This window comes from Microbulbifer mixtoriginis (SeqCode) (assembly GCF_052466765.1).
This window is the reverse complement of record NZ_CP174289.1, coordinates 4,518,374-4,535,223: the sequence shown is the minus strand read 5'-3', so window position 1 is coordinate 4,535,223 and position 16,850 is coordinate 4,518,374. Positions and strand designations below refer to the sequence as shown.

Sequence of the window (16,850 nt, the reverse complement as noted above, 5' to 3'; positions counted from 1 at the left end):
AGTTACTCGGCTAAGATTTACTCACATAACAATTACTTAGATAACAGCACCGGCTAGGTTTGGTAGCGAGTAACTCAACTAACAACAAAAAATAAGTTCAGTGTCAATTAAATTCGCACCAAAGTTACATCACAATGAGCATAATTTACGATACTATTTGCCGTAGAGCCTATTAGAGAGCTTATACCTTTCTTAGAGTGAGTCCCGAGCACGATTAAATCTACACTTCTTTTTTCAGCTTCCTTGCAAATCACCTCATAGGGCTTGCCTACTTTCAGGAGTCTATTTTTCTTAGAGATACCGAAATCTGAAACTATCTCCTCAAACTTCGGAATAGCATCCTCTTTAAGCTCTCGCTGATAATCCTTAGGCAAAAAACTGTAGGGAAGCACATTTAATACGATTAACTTACTTTCATGCTGCCTTGAAAGTTCTACAGCCCTAGAAAGCACAAAGCGCCCTTCTTTGGAAGCCTCTATAGCGCAAAGAATTGTTTTATACATCTAACCCCCTCCCCTTATTATGATAACTAAACACTACTAAAAACAGCAGATCAACACAAAACTCCAACTGCTAGATTCATTGTCACACCGAAATCCCCCCTAAGTACCCACCAAAAATCCAAATACATCAATTTCCAGCCTACTCATACGGCATCTCTGTATTTGTAACCAGATCCAAACCATTCAATCAGGAAGGTACTTAATTCATCAGGAATTGGGGCTAAAAGAAGCCGCCTTGGAACCAACTAAGTATCACTAGAGTACCCAAAATACAATAAGGATCCAATTCACTTTAAAATTTTTTACATTTCAACCTTCCATAGCCTTTAAAAATAAAGTGATCAGTTAACGCTCACCAGCATCAACAAGCGCTCGATAAATTCGGCCTGGATAATCGCCAATAATCCCATCTACACCCAATGATATACTGCGCTCAATATGGTCTTCATTGTTCACTGTCCAAAGGTCCACAGCCACTCCTTTTCTCTGAAAAAAGCGCACATAGGGCTTGGTCGTAATACTATATGGCAATTGTGCAACATCAAACTTGGGCTGAAAAGCCCAGCCAAAACCCGTACTCCAAGCAAGACTTGCTTCGATAAGCTCACCTATAGTTGCGCTGGTTCTAACCTGACCCCCGCTAAGTTCACGGAAGCGCTTCATGGCTTTACTATGCTGGCTAGCAACAGTAACTTGCTGCTCCATACGGTAATCTGCAATGACTTGCCAAAGAGTCTCAGAAAGAATCTTATCATTGGGCTTAATCTCTATATTAAAATAGCCATCCGGGTAACACTCAAACAATTCATTGAGAGTTAACAGAGTGAGTCCTTGCCCTCTAAAAGGGTAGCTATTGCCATTATCTAATGTGAATTCGTGACCAGCATCAAGGCTTTTAATTTCACCCAGCGTCAAATCCGCAATTTTTTCAGATATCCCAACATTATCCTTTAGGTCTGAATCATGATTAATGATGACAAAATAGTCTTTCGACAGATGAACATCTAACTCTAATATATCGGCACCTTGCTCCAATGCTTTATCAAACGCTAGCCTTGTACTTTGAGGGTATTCACCAGATGCCCCCCTATGTGCGAGAATCTCAATAGAAAATGCCTGATTACAATATCCAACACAAAAAACATAGAAAGCCAATGCACGCATAAATATTTTCATCTTTCAAACCCATTTCATGTTAAAGGAGAAGCTTTTCAATAAATAGTTAAAATATCTTCATCGCACGAAAACCAAACAAAACCGCTACTCTTCAAGGCAATTGTCAAGGTTCAACTAGGCTTTTATTTACAACCAATTCAGCAGAATTAGTTAAACAACAATTAAATATTTTCCAGCAAGCCTTACCAGCTAACTCACATCATTGCCATAGACGTTATAATTTCTCCAAACCAGCCCCACCTTAACCCTCCTCGTTAAATTAGTACAACTACAACTTCTCCCAACAATAGGTACCAGCTCACAAGTTTCTATTTTCTAATGCCGCCATACTATTTCAGACAAAAATATTCGCCAAAATTGAGACATCAAATTAAACATGACACCTAAGAAATCCGCCAGAAATAGATTATAGCGCCACTAAACTATCAACATTTTGATATGAGACAGAACGTATGGAGACATACCCGCAAATAAAGCGCTAACAACTGAGCAATAGAAATTTAAGAGTTTAAAGCCATCCTGACAGCCCAGTAAGAGAGAAAAAGGTTTAAAAGGGAGCTCGCCCTCTTGGTACTCAACGAGAAGAATCGCACACGCTGAGAGACTGATTAGCTTGGAGCTGGCCCGCAAAGTGATTGAAGCATGTCGGACATACCGTTTCGAATATAGCAGAAAGAAAAACTCCTCTGAACTACCTAGAATGTAGCACCGCTCCCAAGTCACGGAGCCCTTCTAACGCAGCCATAGCTCAGGAGAAAGCCACAAAATCGTCAACTTACCTTATCGGCAGGGATATCAATCGTGAGATTCAAAGTTAGAAGGCAAGTGTGTGAGACAGGTTTAGTATGCAAGTATTCCTAACTCTCATCAATACAGAAGGGAAATAATTGCGCACTTAGACACGCCAAATGAACTTGATCGCCAGTTTAATGCAGAGAAGCCCAATCAAAATTTAGCGCGTTGATATTACCTATATCTGGGCTTGGTTAAGACTGGCGTTGCCTAGCAACCACCATAGATTTGCATACTCACATGCATCGTCAAATGGTCCCTCTTAAAGCAAGCAGATGCCACATTAACGACAAAGGCCTTGGTAATGGCCCGGGAATATCAAGAAATACCCAGTGGTGCTATGCTGCTCTCAGATCAAGGCAGGCAGTATGCGAGCCTTTGATCATCCCTTAGTGTATTACTACAAGTGGAAGCGACTCCTGGACGAATATTTTGTTGATTCGATCAATCTCCTATATAACTTCCCTTATTCTGAGCAATTGCGCTGGTGGGAGTAATCTCGATATGCCCCATTCCTTCTTTCATAGAAAGTCATCCTGGACGGTTTAAATTCGCAACAACCTTTCCCCTCTCAATCGTACAATTCCGAATGTCATCGATGGAGCAAGGAGACTGTAAAACAGCTTTGCTGCTCTGCTGAAGTAAAGGGTAAATAAAGAAGCATTTATTAGTGGAGCTACAATATTAATTTACATTTAAGAACTTTTATCCTCTTATTCAGGTGAAAATCAGGAAAACACTGTGAAGTATCGCATGATAGAGAAGTCTCCTAATAAGTTATTAAATTCGTCTTGGGGGCAAATATCGAACCCTCTCGAGGTAGCCTAAAATGCATTCTGGCTGCCATTTAAAACACATATTTAATCAAGGAGTTTCCGAATGGTTGCTTTAAGAGGTTCTACAAAAATTCCGCCTTATCAACTCACAGAACACGACGAAGACTTACAAGACAATCCACCAAGCACTGGGTTTGCCGCAAGAGGCAAAGAGGACAAAGCTAGAGCACGTGCATTAGCGCGAATTAACGTTGCAACTGGCTTAAACCTAACAATGGATGACTTTGAGGTAACTATGACGGCTTCAGGCGATACTAGTCGATATACACCAGTTGAGTGGAAATGCTCACGAACGGTGGGGCATGGTACCCGAGAGCGCACCTGGTCTCTTATTATAGATATGGATGACATCCCACCAGGTGCCGCAGGTAATGGGCCCGACCGTCCTCACATTGGATATTCGTACTGGTGCAACGGTTACGATCCTATAGGAAGGGTTAACGGTCATATCTTTATCGAATACGTATCTGCATCAAGACTAACCGAGTGAATAAAGGGTGTGGCTTGAGCAGTCCAGCAAAACTCAAGTCACTCCCAAGGGAAATCTTCCCATCTAGCGATTCAAGTAGGCAATGTAAATACTTACCGCACATTCAATTTTCTCTGGACACCATTGTCCCCTATAAACAAAGAGCCACTGCTATTTTTTTGCTGATTCAACCCATCGTCTATATGGCTACTTCTACTCAGAACCATTGTCCTGAAGTGAATTAAACCCAGTACACAACTCAATTGCCTGAGGCTACTGACACCTTTTGCGCTAAGATACAGTAGAAGATAGCCATAACCAAAACTTAGATTACAACAATTGTATAGTTAAATGTGATGAGGCTCTTTATTGGTTTTAATAACCTCTCTAACCGTTGCACCACCAATATCTCTGCAAGTTTGACCATTACTAAAATATAGCTTGACAGCTTCACCTCTAACCACTGGGCGAACAAAACGCCAAGGCCAAAATCCGAAACGCTGAGAGCCGACATAATTTATTACTGCATTAGCTCCTAAGGCATCAGCCTTATCAGCAAATACCTGCAAAACATCAGTTACACTGCCATAAGAATTTTTACCTATTTTAATTCTTTGGATCTTTTCATATTTTATATCTGATGCTGGGTGCCCCGTAACTAAGCATATATCTAGTGAGTCACTTGCTGAAACTGGTACTGAAGCAAGCATTAAAGTTGCAATTAAGCCTAAATTTTTCATTATCACTCCCTAAAACTAATAAAACCAAGTGTACATAATTCCCAAATCGACCGCACCCAAAAAAATGACAAAATTAGACGATATAACACCAAAAAAGTACAATTTCTTGCCAGCTGCATTTTTTCAAGACAGAGTTCAAAATATTCCCTTTCAACTCCGAGATTCCCTCAAAACGGCAAAGCTAAGATCTGACCATTTCTGTGCGGATGGCTTACCGACTTAAAGCCTACAGAAAAATGTTAAATCAACCAATTAGACAAGGCTTCTACAGAGATATTTCAGAAGGAATAGATATGATAAAAACAGCTGTGCGGCGCTGCATCCACTGCCACTTCTTTGGCGTGTCCAACGCACAGACACCATCACACTTGGGGATTTTCTTGGCCGCGCGGTTGGCGAGCTTGACCAGGGTTTTACTGGGCGCAATACCCACACCCACGGACATACAGATATTACGTCAGAGGGTATTGCGGATCTTGCGGCCGTAGTCCTGCCAGTCCTCCTGCAGCCCGTGCAGGTCCAAAAACATCACGTCGATGCTGTAGACTTCCACGTTGGGACTGAACTCCCTCAGTGTTGTCATTATCCGGTGGGAGATATCGCCATACAGAAGGTAATTGCTGGAGAAGCTAGCCACTCCATGCGCACGCAGCAGGTGCTAAACCTTAAAGAAAGGCTCCAAGTCGCCAATGCCCAACAGCTTCGCCTCCTTGGAGCGCGCCACCACAAAGCATCGTTATTGGAGAGCACCACCACCGGGCTCCCGCGCAGATCGGGCCGGAATATCTGCTCACTGCAGTCCACCAATACCAGCATTCAGCGCAGCCGGTGGTAACGCACCGAAGCCTTTACCCCCCTCCACAATCAATTCCTGCCCTTCCCAAATAGGGATCGGCGCGTAGTCATCATTCGCAGAGAGCAGCCGCTCCTGCTGCTGGTCCAGCACCTTGCAGGTCAGCTGCCCATCCAGGGCCACCACCACATCGCCATGGGTAGGCTTTAGGAAGCGATCGACAATCAACAAATCCTTGTCGAAGATACCGAGCCCCATTATGGAATCCCCATTTGCCCACGCCATAAAGGTCGCCGCCGGCTTGTTGTGCATGTGCTCATCCAGGCTGAGGGCCGCCTCCTCACCAATCAGCTGCAGCAAGGCGGTGCGCGCATTCTGATTGGGGCAACCAACCACCCATTCCAGGCCGGCACATAGATTATTAACGTGGTGAAGTTGTTGAACGTGAGCGGTCAAAGGCATGGTCTACCTCCTTGTAGGAACGACAAAACCTAACCACCAAAGGCACTGACCCCGGTGGCTTACCCCCGCCAAGGCCCGCTACTGATTTATCGGGGCTTTTGGCGATAAACACCGATCAAAAGCCTTGCCCCGTCGAACGACATGACGAAAAACGAGGTACGCAACAGCATAGAACACTGCGATACACAAACCAGTATCGCTGGCCACTATATCCCAAAGCTTTGAACGCGAACCCGGTTCCGTTAAAAGCAATATAGGAGCCGCGAACTGGAAGAAGAAATTGTGAGCAGCGTGGGCGATGGTGGCAACCCAGACTGATCCAGAGCGCATTCTGAGCTCGCTGAATACAAAGCTCATGGCGATAATACCTAGGCCATAGATCAACGCCATGAGCAACGTATAATCTGCCTGGTAGAAACCTCCGTAAGCAATGAGTGGAAGATGCCAGGACGCCCATACAAGTCCGCTGACGAGATAGGGGTTCTTAACACCACCACCTACCAACTTTGGCAATAGGAATCCGCGCCATCCGAGCTCTTCCCCAAATGCGCCGATCAGGCCAAGCACTAAGACGGACAGAAGAACAGGGCTGAGTTGGATCAGTTGCTCCAATGACACCAGCGAGAATTGCCGGATATCGATGGCTGCAGATACCAGACCCGTTAGCAATACTAATAGGAATGGAATTGCGACTGCATAGACGTAGTAGCGTCCCTTTCCGATCCGAAAGCTGACATCTTCATATCCAGATTTCAGGATGAGTCTCAGCACTATTGAAAGACAGCCAGGGATGCACATCAGGGCGACTATCCAAAGCGGGCCGAAATTCCTGACACCCCCGCTGGCGATGATGAACGCCTCCAAGCTCCAACTAATTGCAAGCACCAAGACGATAAAGACTAATGCTTGGTTTCTATCCCTCATCATACCTCCGTGTGTTCAACGGCTAACACCTTACTCAGCCACCATCGGAATGGAGCCGCTTTGTGCTAGCGTAGCGTACAGCACAAAGGGAGAGCAGTGTAGGCGGTCGGATGCAGTAACTTCTTATGAGTTTTTCTCTTCACTATTTTCGTAATACGACTCAGACACTTTTATTGCTTTTGTATACGCTGTAAAACCATCGAAAAGCATATAGCTTCTAACTTGCGCCCATTCAGCTGCGCCAATATGACCAGCATTCCAACCTGACTCACTGCATCCAACTGAAATCTCACCAACAATAAATAGTTTTCCACCTTGATATTCAAAGCGTGGATTGTGCAAATCATGACTGCATTCCAAGTCTGTCAAACGCATTGAAATACATTTTCCAGAAAAGTCTGAGATATTTTCTTTGTCCATACTTATTAGTACTACCTTACTTTACACATAACGCCGCCAACAGCGGGCGAACGTAGCGGGGTCCAGCCAGTTTTGCTGGCGATACTGCCTGGCCTTGCTAAGTATTGAACCTTGCTACGATAGATATACATTCTGACAAAGAGACTTCCTTTGCCCACTTGATAGATTGCTCTATTTCTGGCTCGTGCCGCTCAAGGGCTTCATTAGACCAATATTGCCTTGATGTACCGATCGGCAAATGATCGATTTCTGAAGCGACACCAGCAATTGCCAGAAAATCTTTATCATCTTCGGGCAGACCGACTTCAAACCTTAGTAAAGAAAGTTCAATTGCCCCCTCAAGATAGTGAATAGAGCCATCAATCATTCCGCTTGCGAATTCAACGGCACGCTTACACTTCTCTTCGAGATATTCCTCGTGGCTAATTTCCATAGGATGCTTAACGCCCGAGTCATTTGCCACAGCGAAGATCAAATGCACGCACTTGTTATAAGCTTTTACTGCACATTTTTTTTAGTGTAAAAAGCTAATACTCTTTCAATTTACGGCGCGATAGCTCGGCAGTGCGCCAAATCGTTGGTGGATAGTCTTTGCTTCCCACAGACCAGATTAGAGTATCATCGGTAATTTTCACCGATCCATTTACAGGTCGTGCCTGATGGTTACTATATAGAGTTAAAATCATATTTTCATTCGATTTAAACGTACCGATCACCTTTGGGTCATTTATATCGTCTAAAATGGAGCCATCGATCTTCGCTCTACTCCGCGTTGTACCATAAAAATAACTACACACGTCTATGCCATCTCTGATGAGGACTAGCTCAAAGATATCCGCTGGTTCACCATAACTGTTTTTGATAGTACTCTCAGCTATCCATGCACCACCAATCTATCCAAAAGCGGAAATCGATAATAACGAAATTAGAATTAGAAATGCTGGCTTCATGGAACGATTCCTTAGCCTATAACAATGTATTCAAAAGCAGCTGTAATATATCACCCATCACTATATCTACAGACCTCTTTCGGCAACGATTTAAAAAATCCTGTAGGAACATTAGACTACCGACAGTTGGCACCAGCGTACATATGTGGATGTATTGCAGCCACATCATATCCCGACATTTTCGCTGCTATATATCATTTTGAAAACCCCTTAGAAATCGAAAGGTTAGTACTTTTTTCCTGTGGATAGATGAAGGTGTTTTTATCTCGGATATATAAAGCGAGTCAACTTGCCTGATTACCACAAGGCAGCCAATAAAACGCTCACCCACTAGGTTTCGCCATAGCTGTAATAGAACGATGCACGGCCAGGCGGTTGACCACCTCAACAATACAGCTCGCTACTGAGTCAGCCCTCGCGGCCTGCTGCAGAGTTACCAGAACAACCTAATAAGTACAATTGCACTAAAAATAATGTTTTATAAATTAAGACAACTATTGCCCCATAAATAGATTTTAGGTATTTTCAGGTGGCCTGATAATTGCCATATGGAAGTCACATGAATACTTTAAGTTTCCATAGACTCCACACCAACCTTTTTGAATACTCTTTATTTTTAGTTAAAAGGAATACATGATGAATGTAGAAACTGATATCAAAGCTGGGACAGTAGAAGGTGGGACAGGCGGAGTCAGACCAGAGCCCGGGCAAGGCTAGTTTTTAGCCGTTAAAGCCAGGTCAATAAAAACCTCGTGTTGCGACTCGAGGTTTTCAAGTGCTTATTTACTGCTTTAATAGGCTATCTCCTCCTATCACAACCATCCTCACCCACTCGGAATGGTCATAGCCGCAATGGAACTATGTAAGGCTAGAGGGTTGACCACTTCAACTGCCTACGAGATCAGCGGCCCTACTCAGCTATACCTCCAGCCGCACGACGACACCCCCCTTTTAAGGAAAAATCATGGACGAATTCGAACTTGGAACAAAAATCATTCGCACTGCCGTTGTCACGATAGCCTTTTTCCTAATTAGCGCTTTTATATTCTGGCGGGTAATAAAGCCATTAAAAAGGTTTGACGGCGGAGTTCCTGAGAGAAAAGTCCCTTACGACCATAAGATGAAGGCATATGAAAACGCCGTGCTTTTGATACATGGCCTGGAGTCGAAACTAAACCGCCTTCTAACGGAGTTCGAGAAAATAAGAAAAGGCGATAGTTCAGACCGCAAAGTTACAAAATCCAAAGAAGCCTTCATCACGCGCTTTAATAAAGTTGATGACAAGCTGGAGAAACTGGCCCTGCATTTCGGGCCAGAAGTACATAGACTGATTGAAGACCTAAGGAAATCAACTAAGCTTGCCGCGCAGTCGGTTGGGATTTTGGATAAGGATCAAGAGCATTTTCAGCGGCTTCAAAAGAAGTTAGCTGCTCTTTTAGAAGTCATCTTTAGAGATGGACAAAACCACTATAATACTCTGTCAACCAGCGCAGCTAACTAAGCACCGTACAGGGTTAAAAGGCCAGTTTTCGGTTCCGCTAAAAATACCCCCTATTTCCAGCTGCAGCAGTATCCAGGGCCTGATTGAGGCTAGCGGCGGGGTCTAGGGTGCCTTTCTGGGCGTAGGGGATGCCGTTATTCGGTGTGTTGCTCATGATTTTTTCCTGCTTATATGGTGATTTGTGCGGACGGGCCTGGGCCGGTGATGCTACTTAGCTGGCTGACGGTGATCGTGGCGGTGCTTGGATCTGCAATGGATAAGGTGGTTGCGGTAGTTCGCAGCCGCTCGCAGCCAAACTCTGAAACTGGCACCTACCGTAAAAAGCTGAGCTTTGTAGTGCTGGCAATAGCAGGTTGAGAAGCACCAACTAGACATACAAAACCCGATTGAGTGGGCTGATCATCAAGAGAGATATCAGCAGCCAAGGTATAACCCCCTATGAAATTTCAGATATCTGTTAAAAAACTCGGTCCGAATCACCCGTGTGTTGGTCCCCTCAGGAGGACCCGCTCAACGTTTCTTTGCGTCGCAATCGCATGGTCCATGGTCTTATTCAGTTCAATCGGCAGGTGACGCCGCGCTATGCCTTCAGCTATTCGGATAAAAGGGAAACGTTTGCGGTAATATGGCTTGCCTTTGGGGAAAATCAGGATGGGCTTAACCATTGGCCGGCGTTTATCGCCTGCCCTCTTCCATACTCCTAAGACACCATTAACTTTGCCAACGAAATATTTACCCTTCTTACCCTGCGAACTACCTGCACCACCAGCAGTACCAGAGCTGCCCCGCAATTCAGCCAGGATTTTTTATAGGCTCCGACCGAGATATTCCCATGCTTGTTTAATCTTGCCGCCTTGCCATGTACCACATACATACCAGCAGGCAGAACACCCATATGCCAAAGGGCTCGCTCAAAGCACTTGTCGTTCCAGTTCATATCCATGACCGAAGGGGCCAGGTATTTGCCGGGTGCAGTACCGTTGGAAACCTGATCACGGATAAAGACTTTGGCAATACCTGAACGCTTCGTGGCTTTCTTTACCAATACGGAGTTCAGAGTTAACTTTGCTGGGTTTGTAAATACACGCCCCATAGCTGCACCTTCTTCTCCCCGGATTCGTAGCGCCAAATTATTGAGTGCGACAGAACTGGCATAAGGTAATTGCTTTTTTAATTCAGCAGATGCTTGATCAAACTTTGAAGTATCCAGCTTTACACTAACGCCCATCGTGCCCGCCCTGCAGCTTCTAGCGCTTGTGGTTGTGGTTGTGGTTGTGGTTGTGGTTGTGGTTGTGGTTGTGGTTGTGGTTGTAATACCAATTAACCATTAAACCTGCTGCAGCTATCAGCACACCAGCAAAGCCTAGCCAGATGTTTGCGAGCCAACCCGCGAAAGCTCCGGCACCAATAGCAGTCGTATAGCCAACCTTATCCGCTATTTCTCTCAGAGCATCCTGAAGTGTCATGACTGCTTCCAGGCAATAGCTGCCTTTTCAACGCTGCGCCCCACCACATAACCTCCGAGGCCGATTTTTACTATTTCCAGAAGGGCGAGAGTCTGGTTCTCGCTGAGGTTTGGCGCTGTCCACCCCAACCAATGAAAGACGGTCAGCCCCACGAACGTGAGCATTGTTACTGGCCGCCAGTTTCTTTGAAGCCATGACTCTCCTCCAGCTTCTGCAGTGATTACCTGGGTAGCCGCTCTCAACTCCTCCAGGTCCATTGAGATTAACTTTGAATCCACCTGAGCCTTTAAGCGGTTGGCTTCTGTCTTACCTGGGAATGCCTTATCTATGACCTTGCCGAGTAAATTTGATATGACTGAAATCTTTAATAGCTCCAGATTGTGGGACGGGTAGATTTGACTTGCACCAGTTAAAAGTTATCCAGACGTAAAAAAATCGGCTCAGTGGCCGGTTTATATGGTTAGGTACCTGCTAGAGACAACAATCGCAAGGTAGCTTATTTATACTCCCAAAACGCAGAAGTACCAAAAAGGTGTCAGCCCAAAATAATAAAGAAGTGGTCGATTGTGCTTAGTCTTATTAGCTGCTGATATTTTGCAGATTTGATAAAAAGTCATTTTCCTGGTCTGTGTTTTCAAATAATGATTTAGGAATAATGTTAAAAATCAAATCTGACTGATAAAGCATGATAATCCGCTTGCTTTCACGCCACTTGACATAGTCTGACCATTTGATTTTTACTACCCCTCTTTCGTTAATTGCGTTAATGCCCTCACGATCCCATTCGAATTGAGCTGGAAGATTTAAGCTCTTTTGCTGCCGATAAATTTTATTACACTTGTAGCGCAGATAGACCAAATAATAGCCAAAATACCAAAGTAGCCAGCCAGAGGCACTACCAACGGCGATTGATAATTCAACGTTTAAAGCACTATATAAAAAATAGGCAAGCCATACTGTTAAAAGCGTAATGATAAAAAATTTGCTTACACTAAGCTTCTGATGAACCCATTGGGAATGATAGTAATCATCGGGTGTTATCTTAACTTCGATTTTATTCATACTTATTACTAACATTTATATACTGATGATCTTGACCACTATTATCCTGATCACTGCCTCGGAAGCAATTCCGCGTCAGTTTTCCAAAGTAATCTTTCAAACCAGACTGCCGAACAAATTTTATACACTTCAGCGGGACGGCTAGTAACTTCAGACTGTAGGGCGGGTACGCTCGCCCGGCATTGATTCAAGGTCATCCAGGTGAAGGAATCACCTTTTGAATGCCCCCTTTTGCCATACCCCTATAACGGTGAAACCTTCCTCCTGGGTGATTTTAATTAACCGGTAGACCCTGCCTGACGCCACCTGAACATCAATAGCCTGCCCGGTGGTATGGGTCATGGTGGCGTTTAATCGAGCGTTATGAACTGGGCAGCGGTAACCGGAGTTAATAATCATCGGCTTGCCAAAGCGCTCTCTAACTTGGATCAGGCGCCTGAGCGTTTCATCTTTGAAATAATTTTTGCCACAACAACGACAGGCCAATTCCAACTCTGTGAAATAGTCATTATCAAACATGGAAGCACCAGAAATAAAAAAACCCGCACAGGGCGGGTTAATTTTTAAAAATTAGTGTCGCTACAGAACGATTTTACTAATACTTTTTAACTGTTTTAAATAAACAGCGTATCTTAAAGCTTAAATCAAAAATAAGGATGCGATTAAAGCTCGTAAGCTTCCCTCAGCATATCTTTAAGATAAATATGATGTGTTTCAAACTCCATACCTTGCGCGTCTTTAGCTTTAATACTGACAGCTGTTTCATCACCATCAGGCCCAGGCATTGCTGAGACTTCTAGCTTGTATGCCTCAAAAAACTTTGACTCATCGCCGTAGGGTGCGTGAAAATGAAAAACTTCTTTCCCTTCTCCAAACCACAGCAATTCGATAACAAATGCCATATCACCATTGCTTGAATTTGGATCAACAGCTGGATTATCTTTAAGCGACAACTCAACCTGACTGCCATCAACTGTAAACGATTTAACATCAACAACTTTGCTTGGAGTAACTTCAACTAATTGTCCATGAACAGAAAATAGTCTTTGCTCAAAATTTAGTGAACGCTCTTCCCCAATAAAATTTTCAGCTTCAGAGACAAAGCCTTCAATGTGAACCATTGCATTATTTGGATTTCCAGCATTGAAACCATCTACTGCAATATCAAGCTGACGATACACCCAAACATCATCGACGGTAGAATAAAATCTCCAACCTTGATCATCTTCTTTGAAATTACTTACTGACAGACCGGGCGCATGAGGAAAATTAATTTCTAACGAAGTTAGCATTGCGGGCACTGAATGATCCGCTTGATCAACAGTCAAAATCACAGAACTAGCACCATTCAAGTTTAGGCCAGGGTACTGTATTTCACCGTTAGATGAATGTAGATCTTGAAGTTCATACTTGAACGTTTTAGCTTGCGCACCGAAGGCAAATAGAGCCACAGAGACAGCCACTGTTTTAATGGTATTTCTTAAAAACATAAAAATTCACTGAAAAATAAATTGAGTTAACCGTTTGAAGAGAAAGTGAACCTTATAACACACATCAAAACTCAGCACCTGATCACACTTTTCGAAAAATCTAATCAAAAAATATATAAAGTATGAGTTAAAGCCTACAGAAGCTTATCAACGACAGTAAAGCTTATTAAATAATAAACACAAAAAACCGGCTTAGGGGCCGGTTTAAGAAAGGATGATCGGTCGCTATACATACAACTCGACAGCTTGCCCAAGATTATTCTTTTGATGGCTAGCTGTCAATAAATACAGTTTTATATATGCACAGAGTAGAAATTAGCGTGCCAATAAATCCTAAAAGCCTCTAATAGCATCTAGATCACCAGCTCATTCGCAGATATTCGCTTTTTCCGAAATGCCATGTTTCCTAAGAAGCTTTGCATATTCACCTGTAGAACAAAGACGGGCCAGCCCTTTATTGAACTCATCTCTAGTCTTTTCATCCTTAAAAGCCATTTTAAATTTCGAAACCGGTAAAAAGACTTTATGAGTATCCACCTCATCCATTGAGTGCCCCTGTTTCATGGAGAAGTGAGCAAAAATACTCTTATCGATAATGGCAATAGAATCTTCGTTCTGCCAGAAATCCCGGACCTGATCTCGTGAATCCTGTATCTCAACATAATTTTTGCTACCTGCCCCTCCAGGCGAGAAAAGGCGCTCAAATTCTGGCCCTAGATCCAGGTGAGCCCCCTTCCAGGCAATGACATGGTGCCCTACAAGGTCGTTCACATTATCTATTTTAATATCTTCACTCTTGCGGCTAATTGCGTAATTAACAAATCCAACATATTTCTTTGAGAAAAAATGGCCACCCGTCTCGCCATGCTCATACACATTTGTCTCAGCATCTGCTATGCCATTTTTAATAGCATTTTGAATATCCCCCCAACCCATCTGCAAGAATTTTATTGAATACCCAGGTAATGACTGCTGGATTATTTCGACTTCGAGCCCGCTCTTCGCGTTATCAGCAACATAAGGAGGTGCATCATTAGCTATAGCGACCTTTAACTCCGACGTATTAGCGAATAAAGGTAACCCAAGCAATAATGGGAACAAGACTAGCAGCTTTAAGGTCTTGTTTCGCATAGTAAAACTCCTTAATAGCAGGAAATTCTTAATACTTAAATAGCAGGTTAGGCCAAAACATAGATACTATGTAAAAATACGATATCGAATACAATCGACTTTAACTGTTAATAAGGCTTAATAATTAAGGCGCCAATGGCCAGAGCAAATTGGTATAATAAAAAATTGTACTTAATTAACTGGAAGGGAAAGGGCCTTTCCTCATCCCTGCTAAAGCCTCTCTCGCATCTTGTAGCCCACTTCTATGCTGGACTTAATGATTTGGCATAGAATCTTAATGCTAGCTACCTGCCACCTTTGCCACCTCCTGCAATTCCCATCTTCGGAAGTAACGGAGCCAAAATACTGTTAACTCAATTCTGGCCTTATCTTGTTTATTGCGCCCCTTTACCGCTCGTAGTTACATACCAACAACTTGATCAGTTTCCTCCGACCCTCCTTCGTTCACGGGTTCTGGATTCTCTCGATAATTTGACTTCATATTCCTAGCAAAGGAGGACATATGGGGCCAGGATACTGAATCTCCTGCTCTCTCCGGGAATGATAAGAATGTCCCGGTCGAAGATTCCCACCCCTTGCATAGAGTCGCCATTGGCACGAGCCATGAACGTCGTCAGGCCGCTGGTTATTAAATGATCATTAGACTGAGGGCTTCTTCTTTGTAGTCGTCTGCCGGTGAGGGGAAGCCGCAGCTGACGCCGCTGCCGTATAGAGGGGTAAGTTTCACCGTAATGCTAGATACTGCTTATACATACAGTGTCGAGAGGCTGGGAGCGGTCAGGCAAGGGGGCGCATGACCACAGCGCCACCTCTTGACCTTGCCTGACTACTTTAATAATTCTCTAAGCTGTTCTTGCTTCTCATTAAGAGTGTTTAGCTCATCAACCAGGGTGTTGGTTGCTGCATCTAGGTTGTTTATCTGCACCTTTAGCATATCCCTTATTTTCGGGTCGGTAGTGTCTGCAGTCATCTCAATAGTGTTCAAGCAAGCGCGTATCTCGGCCTCAACATCTATAAATGTCATGGTCCAACTCCTTCTTTCCGGCGACACAGGAGCAATTTACCAAAATACTGTGTAAACATACAGAATAAAAAAAGGAATGAATTCGGCGCCTATTCCGTTCCGCACTGGAAGTAAGGGTATGCATGAAACATGGGTGCTGAATAAGAAACTGGAGGATACTCCCGGGAGAGTGCTTGAAGGTGTACCTCACTCACCCAAAAAGACTGGTTGCTAGGCTGACTCGTTCTCACAAAAGGTCAACCCAGCACACAACACTCTTTTGACTAGAGTGAAATTTTCATAGCCTTGTGTAATCTAGTTCTTATTGCAGCGTTCACATGGCCGATTAGAATCGCCCTGAGTTCTAATATAGCCCAGGTTTACCGCCGCAGTATAAGTACCATCTGATAGGACGGCATCAATTTCATAGAGATCATCGCCACCAGGGACTGATATATTCCCGGTGACAGTACCACTTAAGCCATTGATAGTGACTCCTCCAGCGCTACCAGTTGTCCCATAGAAATCAGACCTCCAGCGGAATACGATTGCCATAGACTTGTTTTCTTTGGCAAACTTGGAATACTCATCTACGGTATAACTTATTTTTGCTGTTCTATCAGATGAACTAAAAGAAAGCAAACTCATTTTAGGTTTATTTTGAACCGAAACGTCATTACAAATTGTTTTGGCTGACAAAGGATCTTTAACTGTCACCCAGTGTGGTCCTCTGGTCGTAAATGTAATGGACTCTTTGGCTCTCCATTTAAAATCCTGATAATTATACTCATCCCATCCCATAAATCCGGTAGAGGTTGAGAAGGTTGCCTTTTTCCCGCTGTAATCAACATGCCGGGTATCGTGATAAAAAGTTGTCGGTACACCCACAGCTGGATATTCGCTTCCCTTAGGATAGCTGCTTGGATCATACCCACTTGTAGAACACGTTGCAGAAAATACAGCCGAGGAAATTGTTAACCCTAATACTGCAGAGGTTATTTTAATTATTTTATTCATCAATAAATCCATTTAACACTTTAAAACAGAGTGCGAAGAATACACAGACAAACAAAAAAGTAAAACTTTTTTTAGACCAAAGAAACCCTTCCTTTCAAAAGGTTTTTCAGCCTTT

At 43.6% G+C, this 16,850-nt stretch carries 21 protein-coding genes; 3 read left to right on the top strand and 18 right to left on the bottom strand.

Translation table 11 applies throughout. The features are described 5' to 3' along the window. Positions 1-107: 107 nt before the first annotated feature. Entirely contained in the window at positions 108-503 is a 396-nt protein-coding gene (locus ACJJIV_RS19810; protein WP_444884573.1) for a universal stress protein, read from the bottom strand. A gap of 345 nt (positions 504-848) precedes the next feature. Beyond that, positions 849-1,679 carry a glycerophosphodiester phosphodiesterase family protein gene (locus ACJJIV_RS19805; RefSeq protein ID WP_444890099.1) on the bottom strand — a complete coding sequence of 277 codons (831 nt, stop codon included), beginning with the start codon at positions 1,677-1,679 and terminating at the stop codon, positions 849-851. Positions 1,680-3,350: 1,671 nt separating this feature from the next. Between ACJJIV_RS19805 and ACJJIV_RS19800 the strand changes: the two genes are divergently transcribed. Further along, positions 3,351-3,797, top strand: a complete 447-nt coding sequence (locus ACJJIV_RS19800) for a hypothetical protein (RefSeq protein ID WP_444890098.1) — start codon at positions 3,351-3,353, stop codon at positions 3,795-3,797. 326 nt (positions 3,798-4,123) lie between these two features. On the opposite strand, the gene ACJJIV_RS19795 is transcribed toward ACJJIV_RS19800, so the two are convergent. The 7 genes from ACJJIV_RS19795 to ACJJIV_RS19765 form a co-directional block, all read right to left on the bottom strand. Next, positions 4,124-4,516: a hypothetical protein gene (locus ACJJIV_RS19795; RefSeq protein ID WP_252082000.1), complete on the bottom strand. Its 393-nt coding sequence runs from the start codon at positions 4,514-4,516 to the stop codon at positions 4,124-4,126. A 265-nt stretch (positions 4,517-4,781) separates the two neighbouring features. Continuing rightward, positions 4,782-4,961: a hypothetical protein gene (locus ACJJIV_RS19790; RefSeq protein ID WP_252082001.1), complete on the bottom strand. Its 180-nt coding sequence runs from the start codon at positions 4,959-4,961 to the stop codon at positions 4,782-4,784. Between the two features lie 12 nt (positions 4,962-4,973). Then, on the bottom strand, positions 4,974-5,099 hold the full coding sequence (locus tag ACJJIV_RS19785; protein WP_444891734.1) for a hypothetical protein: 126 nt from the start codon (positions 5,097-5,099) through the stop codon (positions 4,974-4,976). A 207-nt stretch (positions 5,100-5,306) separates the two neighbouring features. Continuing rightward, a complete protein-coding gene (locus ACJJIV_RS19780) occupies positions 5,307-5,771 on the bottom strand; it encodes a LexA family protein (protein WP_444890097.1) in 465 nt (154 codons plus the stop codon). A gap of 78 nt (positions 5,772-5,849) precedes the next feature. Next, the gene (locus ACJJIV_RS19775; protein WP_444890096.1) at positions 5,850-6,695 is read right to left on the bottom strand and encodes a CPBP family intramembrane glutamic endopeptidase; all 846 of its coding nucleotides are present in this window, start codon (positions 6,693-6,695) and stop codon (positions 5,850-5,852) included. A 123-nt stretch (positions 6,696-6,818) separates the two neighbouring features. Further along, positions 6,819-7,115, bottom strand: a complete 297-nt coding sequence (locus ACJJIV_RS19770) for a hypothetical protein (RefSeq protein ID WP_444890095.1) — start codon at positions 7,113-7,115, stop codon at positions 6,819-6,821. A gap of 97 nt (positions 7,116-7,212) precedes the next feature. After that, positions 7,213-7,548: a DUF2489 domain-containing protein gene (locus tag ACJJIV_RS19765; RefSeq protein WP_444890094.1), complete on the bottom strand. Its 336-nt coding sequence runs from the start codon at positions 7,546-7,548 to the stop codon at positions 7,213-7,215. Between the two features lie 1,481 nt (positions 7,549-9,029). On the opposite strand from ACJJIV_RS19765, the gene ACJJIV_RS19760 reads away from it, so the two are divergent. Further along, on the top strand, positions 9,030-9,566 hold the full coding sequence (locus ACJJIV_RS19760; RefSeq protein WP_444890093.1) for a hypothetical protein: 537 nt from the start codon (positions 9,030-9,032) through the stop codon (positions 9,564-9,566). Between the two features lie 201 nt (positions 9,567-9,767). Then, positions 9,768-9,923: a hypothetical protein gene (locus ACJJIV_RS19755; protein ID WP_444890092.1), complete on the top strand. Its 156-nt coding sequence runs from the start codon at positions 9,768-9,770 to the stop codon at positions 9,921-9,923. 343 nt (positions 9,924-10,266) lie between these two features. Here ACJJIV_RS19755 and ACJJIV_RS19750 read toward each other — a convergent pair whose 3' ends face one another. From ACJJIV_RS19750 to ACJJIV_RS19710, 9 genes are all read right to left on the bottom strand, one after another. After that, the gene (locus ACJJIV_RS19750) at positions 10,267-10,794 is read right to left on the bottom strand and encodes a hypothetical protein (RefSeq protein ID WP_444890091.1); all 528 of its coding nucleotides are present in this window, start codon (positions 10,792-10,794) and stop codon (positions 10,267-10,269) included. Positions 10,795-10,813: 19 nt separating this feature from the next. Next, positions 10,814-11,032: a holin gene (locus tag ACJJIV_RS19745; protein ID WP_444890090.1), complete on the bottom strand. Its 219-nt coding sequence runs from the start codon at positions 11,030-11,032 to the stop codon at positions 10,814-10,816. Then, complete coding sequence (locus ACJJIV_RS19740; protein WP_444891733.1) at positions 11,029-11,385, bottom strand: 3TM-type holin; 357 nt, start codon at positions 11,383-11,385, stop codon at positions 11,029-11,031. Before ACJJIV_RS19740 ends, ACJJIV_RS19745 begins: the two co-directional genes overlap by 4 nt. Positions 11,386-11,611: 226 nt before the next feature. Continuing rightward, positions 11,612-12,094, bottom strand: a complete 483-nt coding sequence (locus ACJJIV_RS19735; RefSeq protein ID WP_444890089.1) for a YcxB family protein — start codon at positions 12,092-12,094, stop codon at positions 11,612-11,614. Between the two features lie 210 nt (positions 12,095-12,304). Beyond that, complete coding sequence (locus tag ACJJIV_RS19730) at positions 12,305-12,613, bottom strand: D-Ala-D-Ala carboxypeptidase family metallohydrolase (protein ID WP_444890088.1); 309 nt, start codon at positions 12,611-12,613, stop codon at positions 12,305-12,307. Between the two features lie 143 nt (positions 12,614-12,756). Beyond that, on the bottom strand, positions 12,757-13,584 hold the full coding sequence (locus ACJJIV_RS19725) for a hypothetical protein (protein ID WP_444890087.1): 828 nt from the start codon (positions 13,582-13,584) through the stop codon (positions 12,757-12,759). A gap of 366 nt (positions 13,585-13,950) precedes the next feature. Further along, the gene (locus ACJJIV_RS19720) at positions 13,951-14,715 is read right to left on the bottom strand and encodes a substrate-binding periplasmic protein (RefSeq protein WP_444890086.1); all 765 of its coding nucleotides are present in this window, start codon (positions 14,713-14,715) and stop codon (positions 13,951-13,953) included. Positions 14,716-15,541: 826 nt separating this feature from the next. Then, positions 15,542-15,739 (bottom strand): hypothetical protein, encoded by a 198-nt coding sequence (locus tag ACJJIV_RS19715; protein WP_252082020.1) that lies wholly within the window; start codon positions 15,737-15,739, stop codon positions 15,542-15,544. A 294-nt stretch (positions 15,740-16,033) separates the two neighbouring features. Beyond that, positions 16,034-16,735: a hypothetical protein gene (locus ACJJIV_RS19710; protein ID WP_444890085.1), complete on the bottom strand. Its 702-nt coding sequence runs from the start codon at positions 16,733-16,735 to the stop codon at positions 16,034-16,036. Positions 16,736-16,850 lie beyond the last annotated feature (115 nt).

Bases quoted from the DNA above. Each gene is read 5' to 3' on its own strand.
- ACJJIV_RS19810 (WP_444884573.1), bottom strand. From the start codon at position 503: ATGTATAAAACAATTCTTTGCGCTATAGAGGCTTCCAAAGAAGGGCGC.
- ACJJIV_RS19805 (WP_444890099.1), bottom strand. From the start codon at position 1,679: ATGAAAATATTTATGCGTGCATTGGCTTTCTATGTTTTTTGTGTTGGA.
- ACJJIV_RS19800 (WP_444890098.1), top strand. From the start codon at position 3,351: ATGGTTGCTTTAAGAGGTTCTACAAAAATTCCGCCTTATCAACTCACA.
- ACJJIV_RS19795 (WP_252082000.1), bottom strand. From the start codon at position 4,516: ATGAAAAATTTAGGCTTAATTGCAACTTTAATGCTTGCTTCAGTACCA.
- ACJJIV_RS19790 (WP_252082001.1), bottom strand. From the start codon at position 4,961: ATGTCCGTGGGTGTGGGTATTGCGCCCAGTAAAACCCTGGTCAAGCTC.
- ACJJIV_RS19785 (WP_444891734.1), bottom strand. From the start codon at position 5,099: ATGACAACACTGAGGGAGTTCAGTCCCAACGTGGAAGTCTACAGCATC.
- ACJJIV_RS19780 (WP_444890097.1), bottom strand. From the start codon at position 5,771: ATGCCTTTGACCGCTCACGTTCAACAACTTCACCACGTTAATAATCTA.
- ACJJIV_RS19775 (WP_444890096.1), bottom strand. From the start codon at position 6,695: ATGAGGGATAGAAACCAAGCATTAGTCTTTATCGTCTTGGTGCTTGCA.
- ACJJIV_RS19770 (WP_444890095.1), bottom strand. From the start codon at position 7,115: ATGGACAAAGAAAATATCTCAGACTTTTCTGGAAAATGTATTTCAATG.
- ACJJIV_RS19765 (WP_444890094.1), bottom strand. From the start codon at position 7,548: ATGGAAATTAGCCACGAGGAATATCTCGAAGAGAAGTGTAAGCGTGCC.
- ACJJIV_RS19760 (WP_444890093.1), top strand. From the start codon at position 9,030: ATGGACGAATTCGAACTTGGAACAAAAATCATTCGCACTGCCGTTGTC.
- ACJJIV_RS19750 (WP_444890091.1), bottom strand. From the start codon at position 10,794: ATGGGCGTTAGTGTAAAGCTGGATACTTCAAAGTTTGATCAAGCATCT.
- ACJJIV_RS19745 (WP_444890090.1), bottom strand. From the start codon at position 11,032: ATGACACTTCAGGATGCTCTGAGAGAAATAGCGGATAAGGTTGGCTAT.
- ACJJIV_RS19735 (WP_444890089.1), bottom strand. From the start codon at position 12,094: ATGAATAAAATCGAAGTTAAGATAACACCCGATGATTACTATCATTCC.
- ACJJIV_RS19730 (WP_444890088.1), bottom strand. From the start codon at position 12,613: ATGTTTGATAATGACTATTTCACAGAGTTGGAATTGGCCTGTCGTTGT.
- ACJJIV_RS19725 (WP_444890087.1), bottom strand. From the start codon at position 13,584: ATGTTTTTAAGAAATACCATTAAAACAGTGGCTGTCTCTGTGGCTCTA.
- ACJJIV_RS19720 (WP_444890086.1), bottom strand. From the start codon at position 14,715: ATGCGAAACAAGACCTTAAAGCTGCTAGTCTTGTTCCCATTATTGCTT.
- ACJJIV_RS19715 (WP_252082020.1), bottom strand. From the start codon at position 15,739: ATGACATTTATAGATGTTGAGGCCGAGATACGCGCTTGCTTGAACACT.
- ACJJIV_RS19710 (WP_444890085.1), bottom strand. From the start codon at position 16,735: ATGAATAAAATAATTAAAATAACCTCTGCAGTATTAGGGTTAACAATT.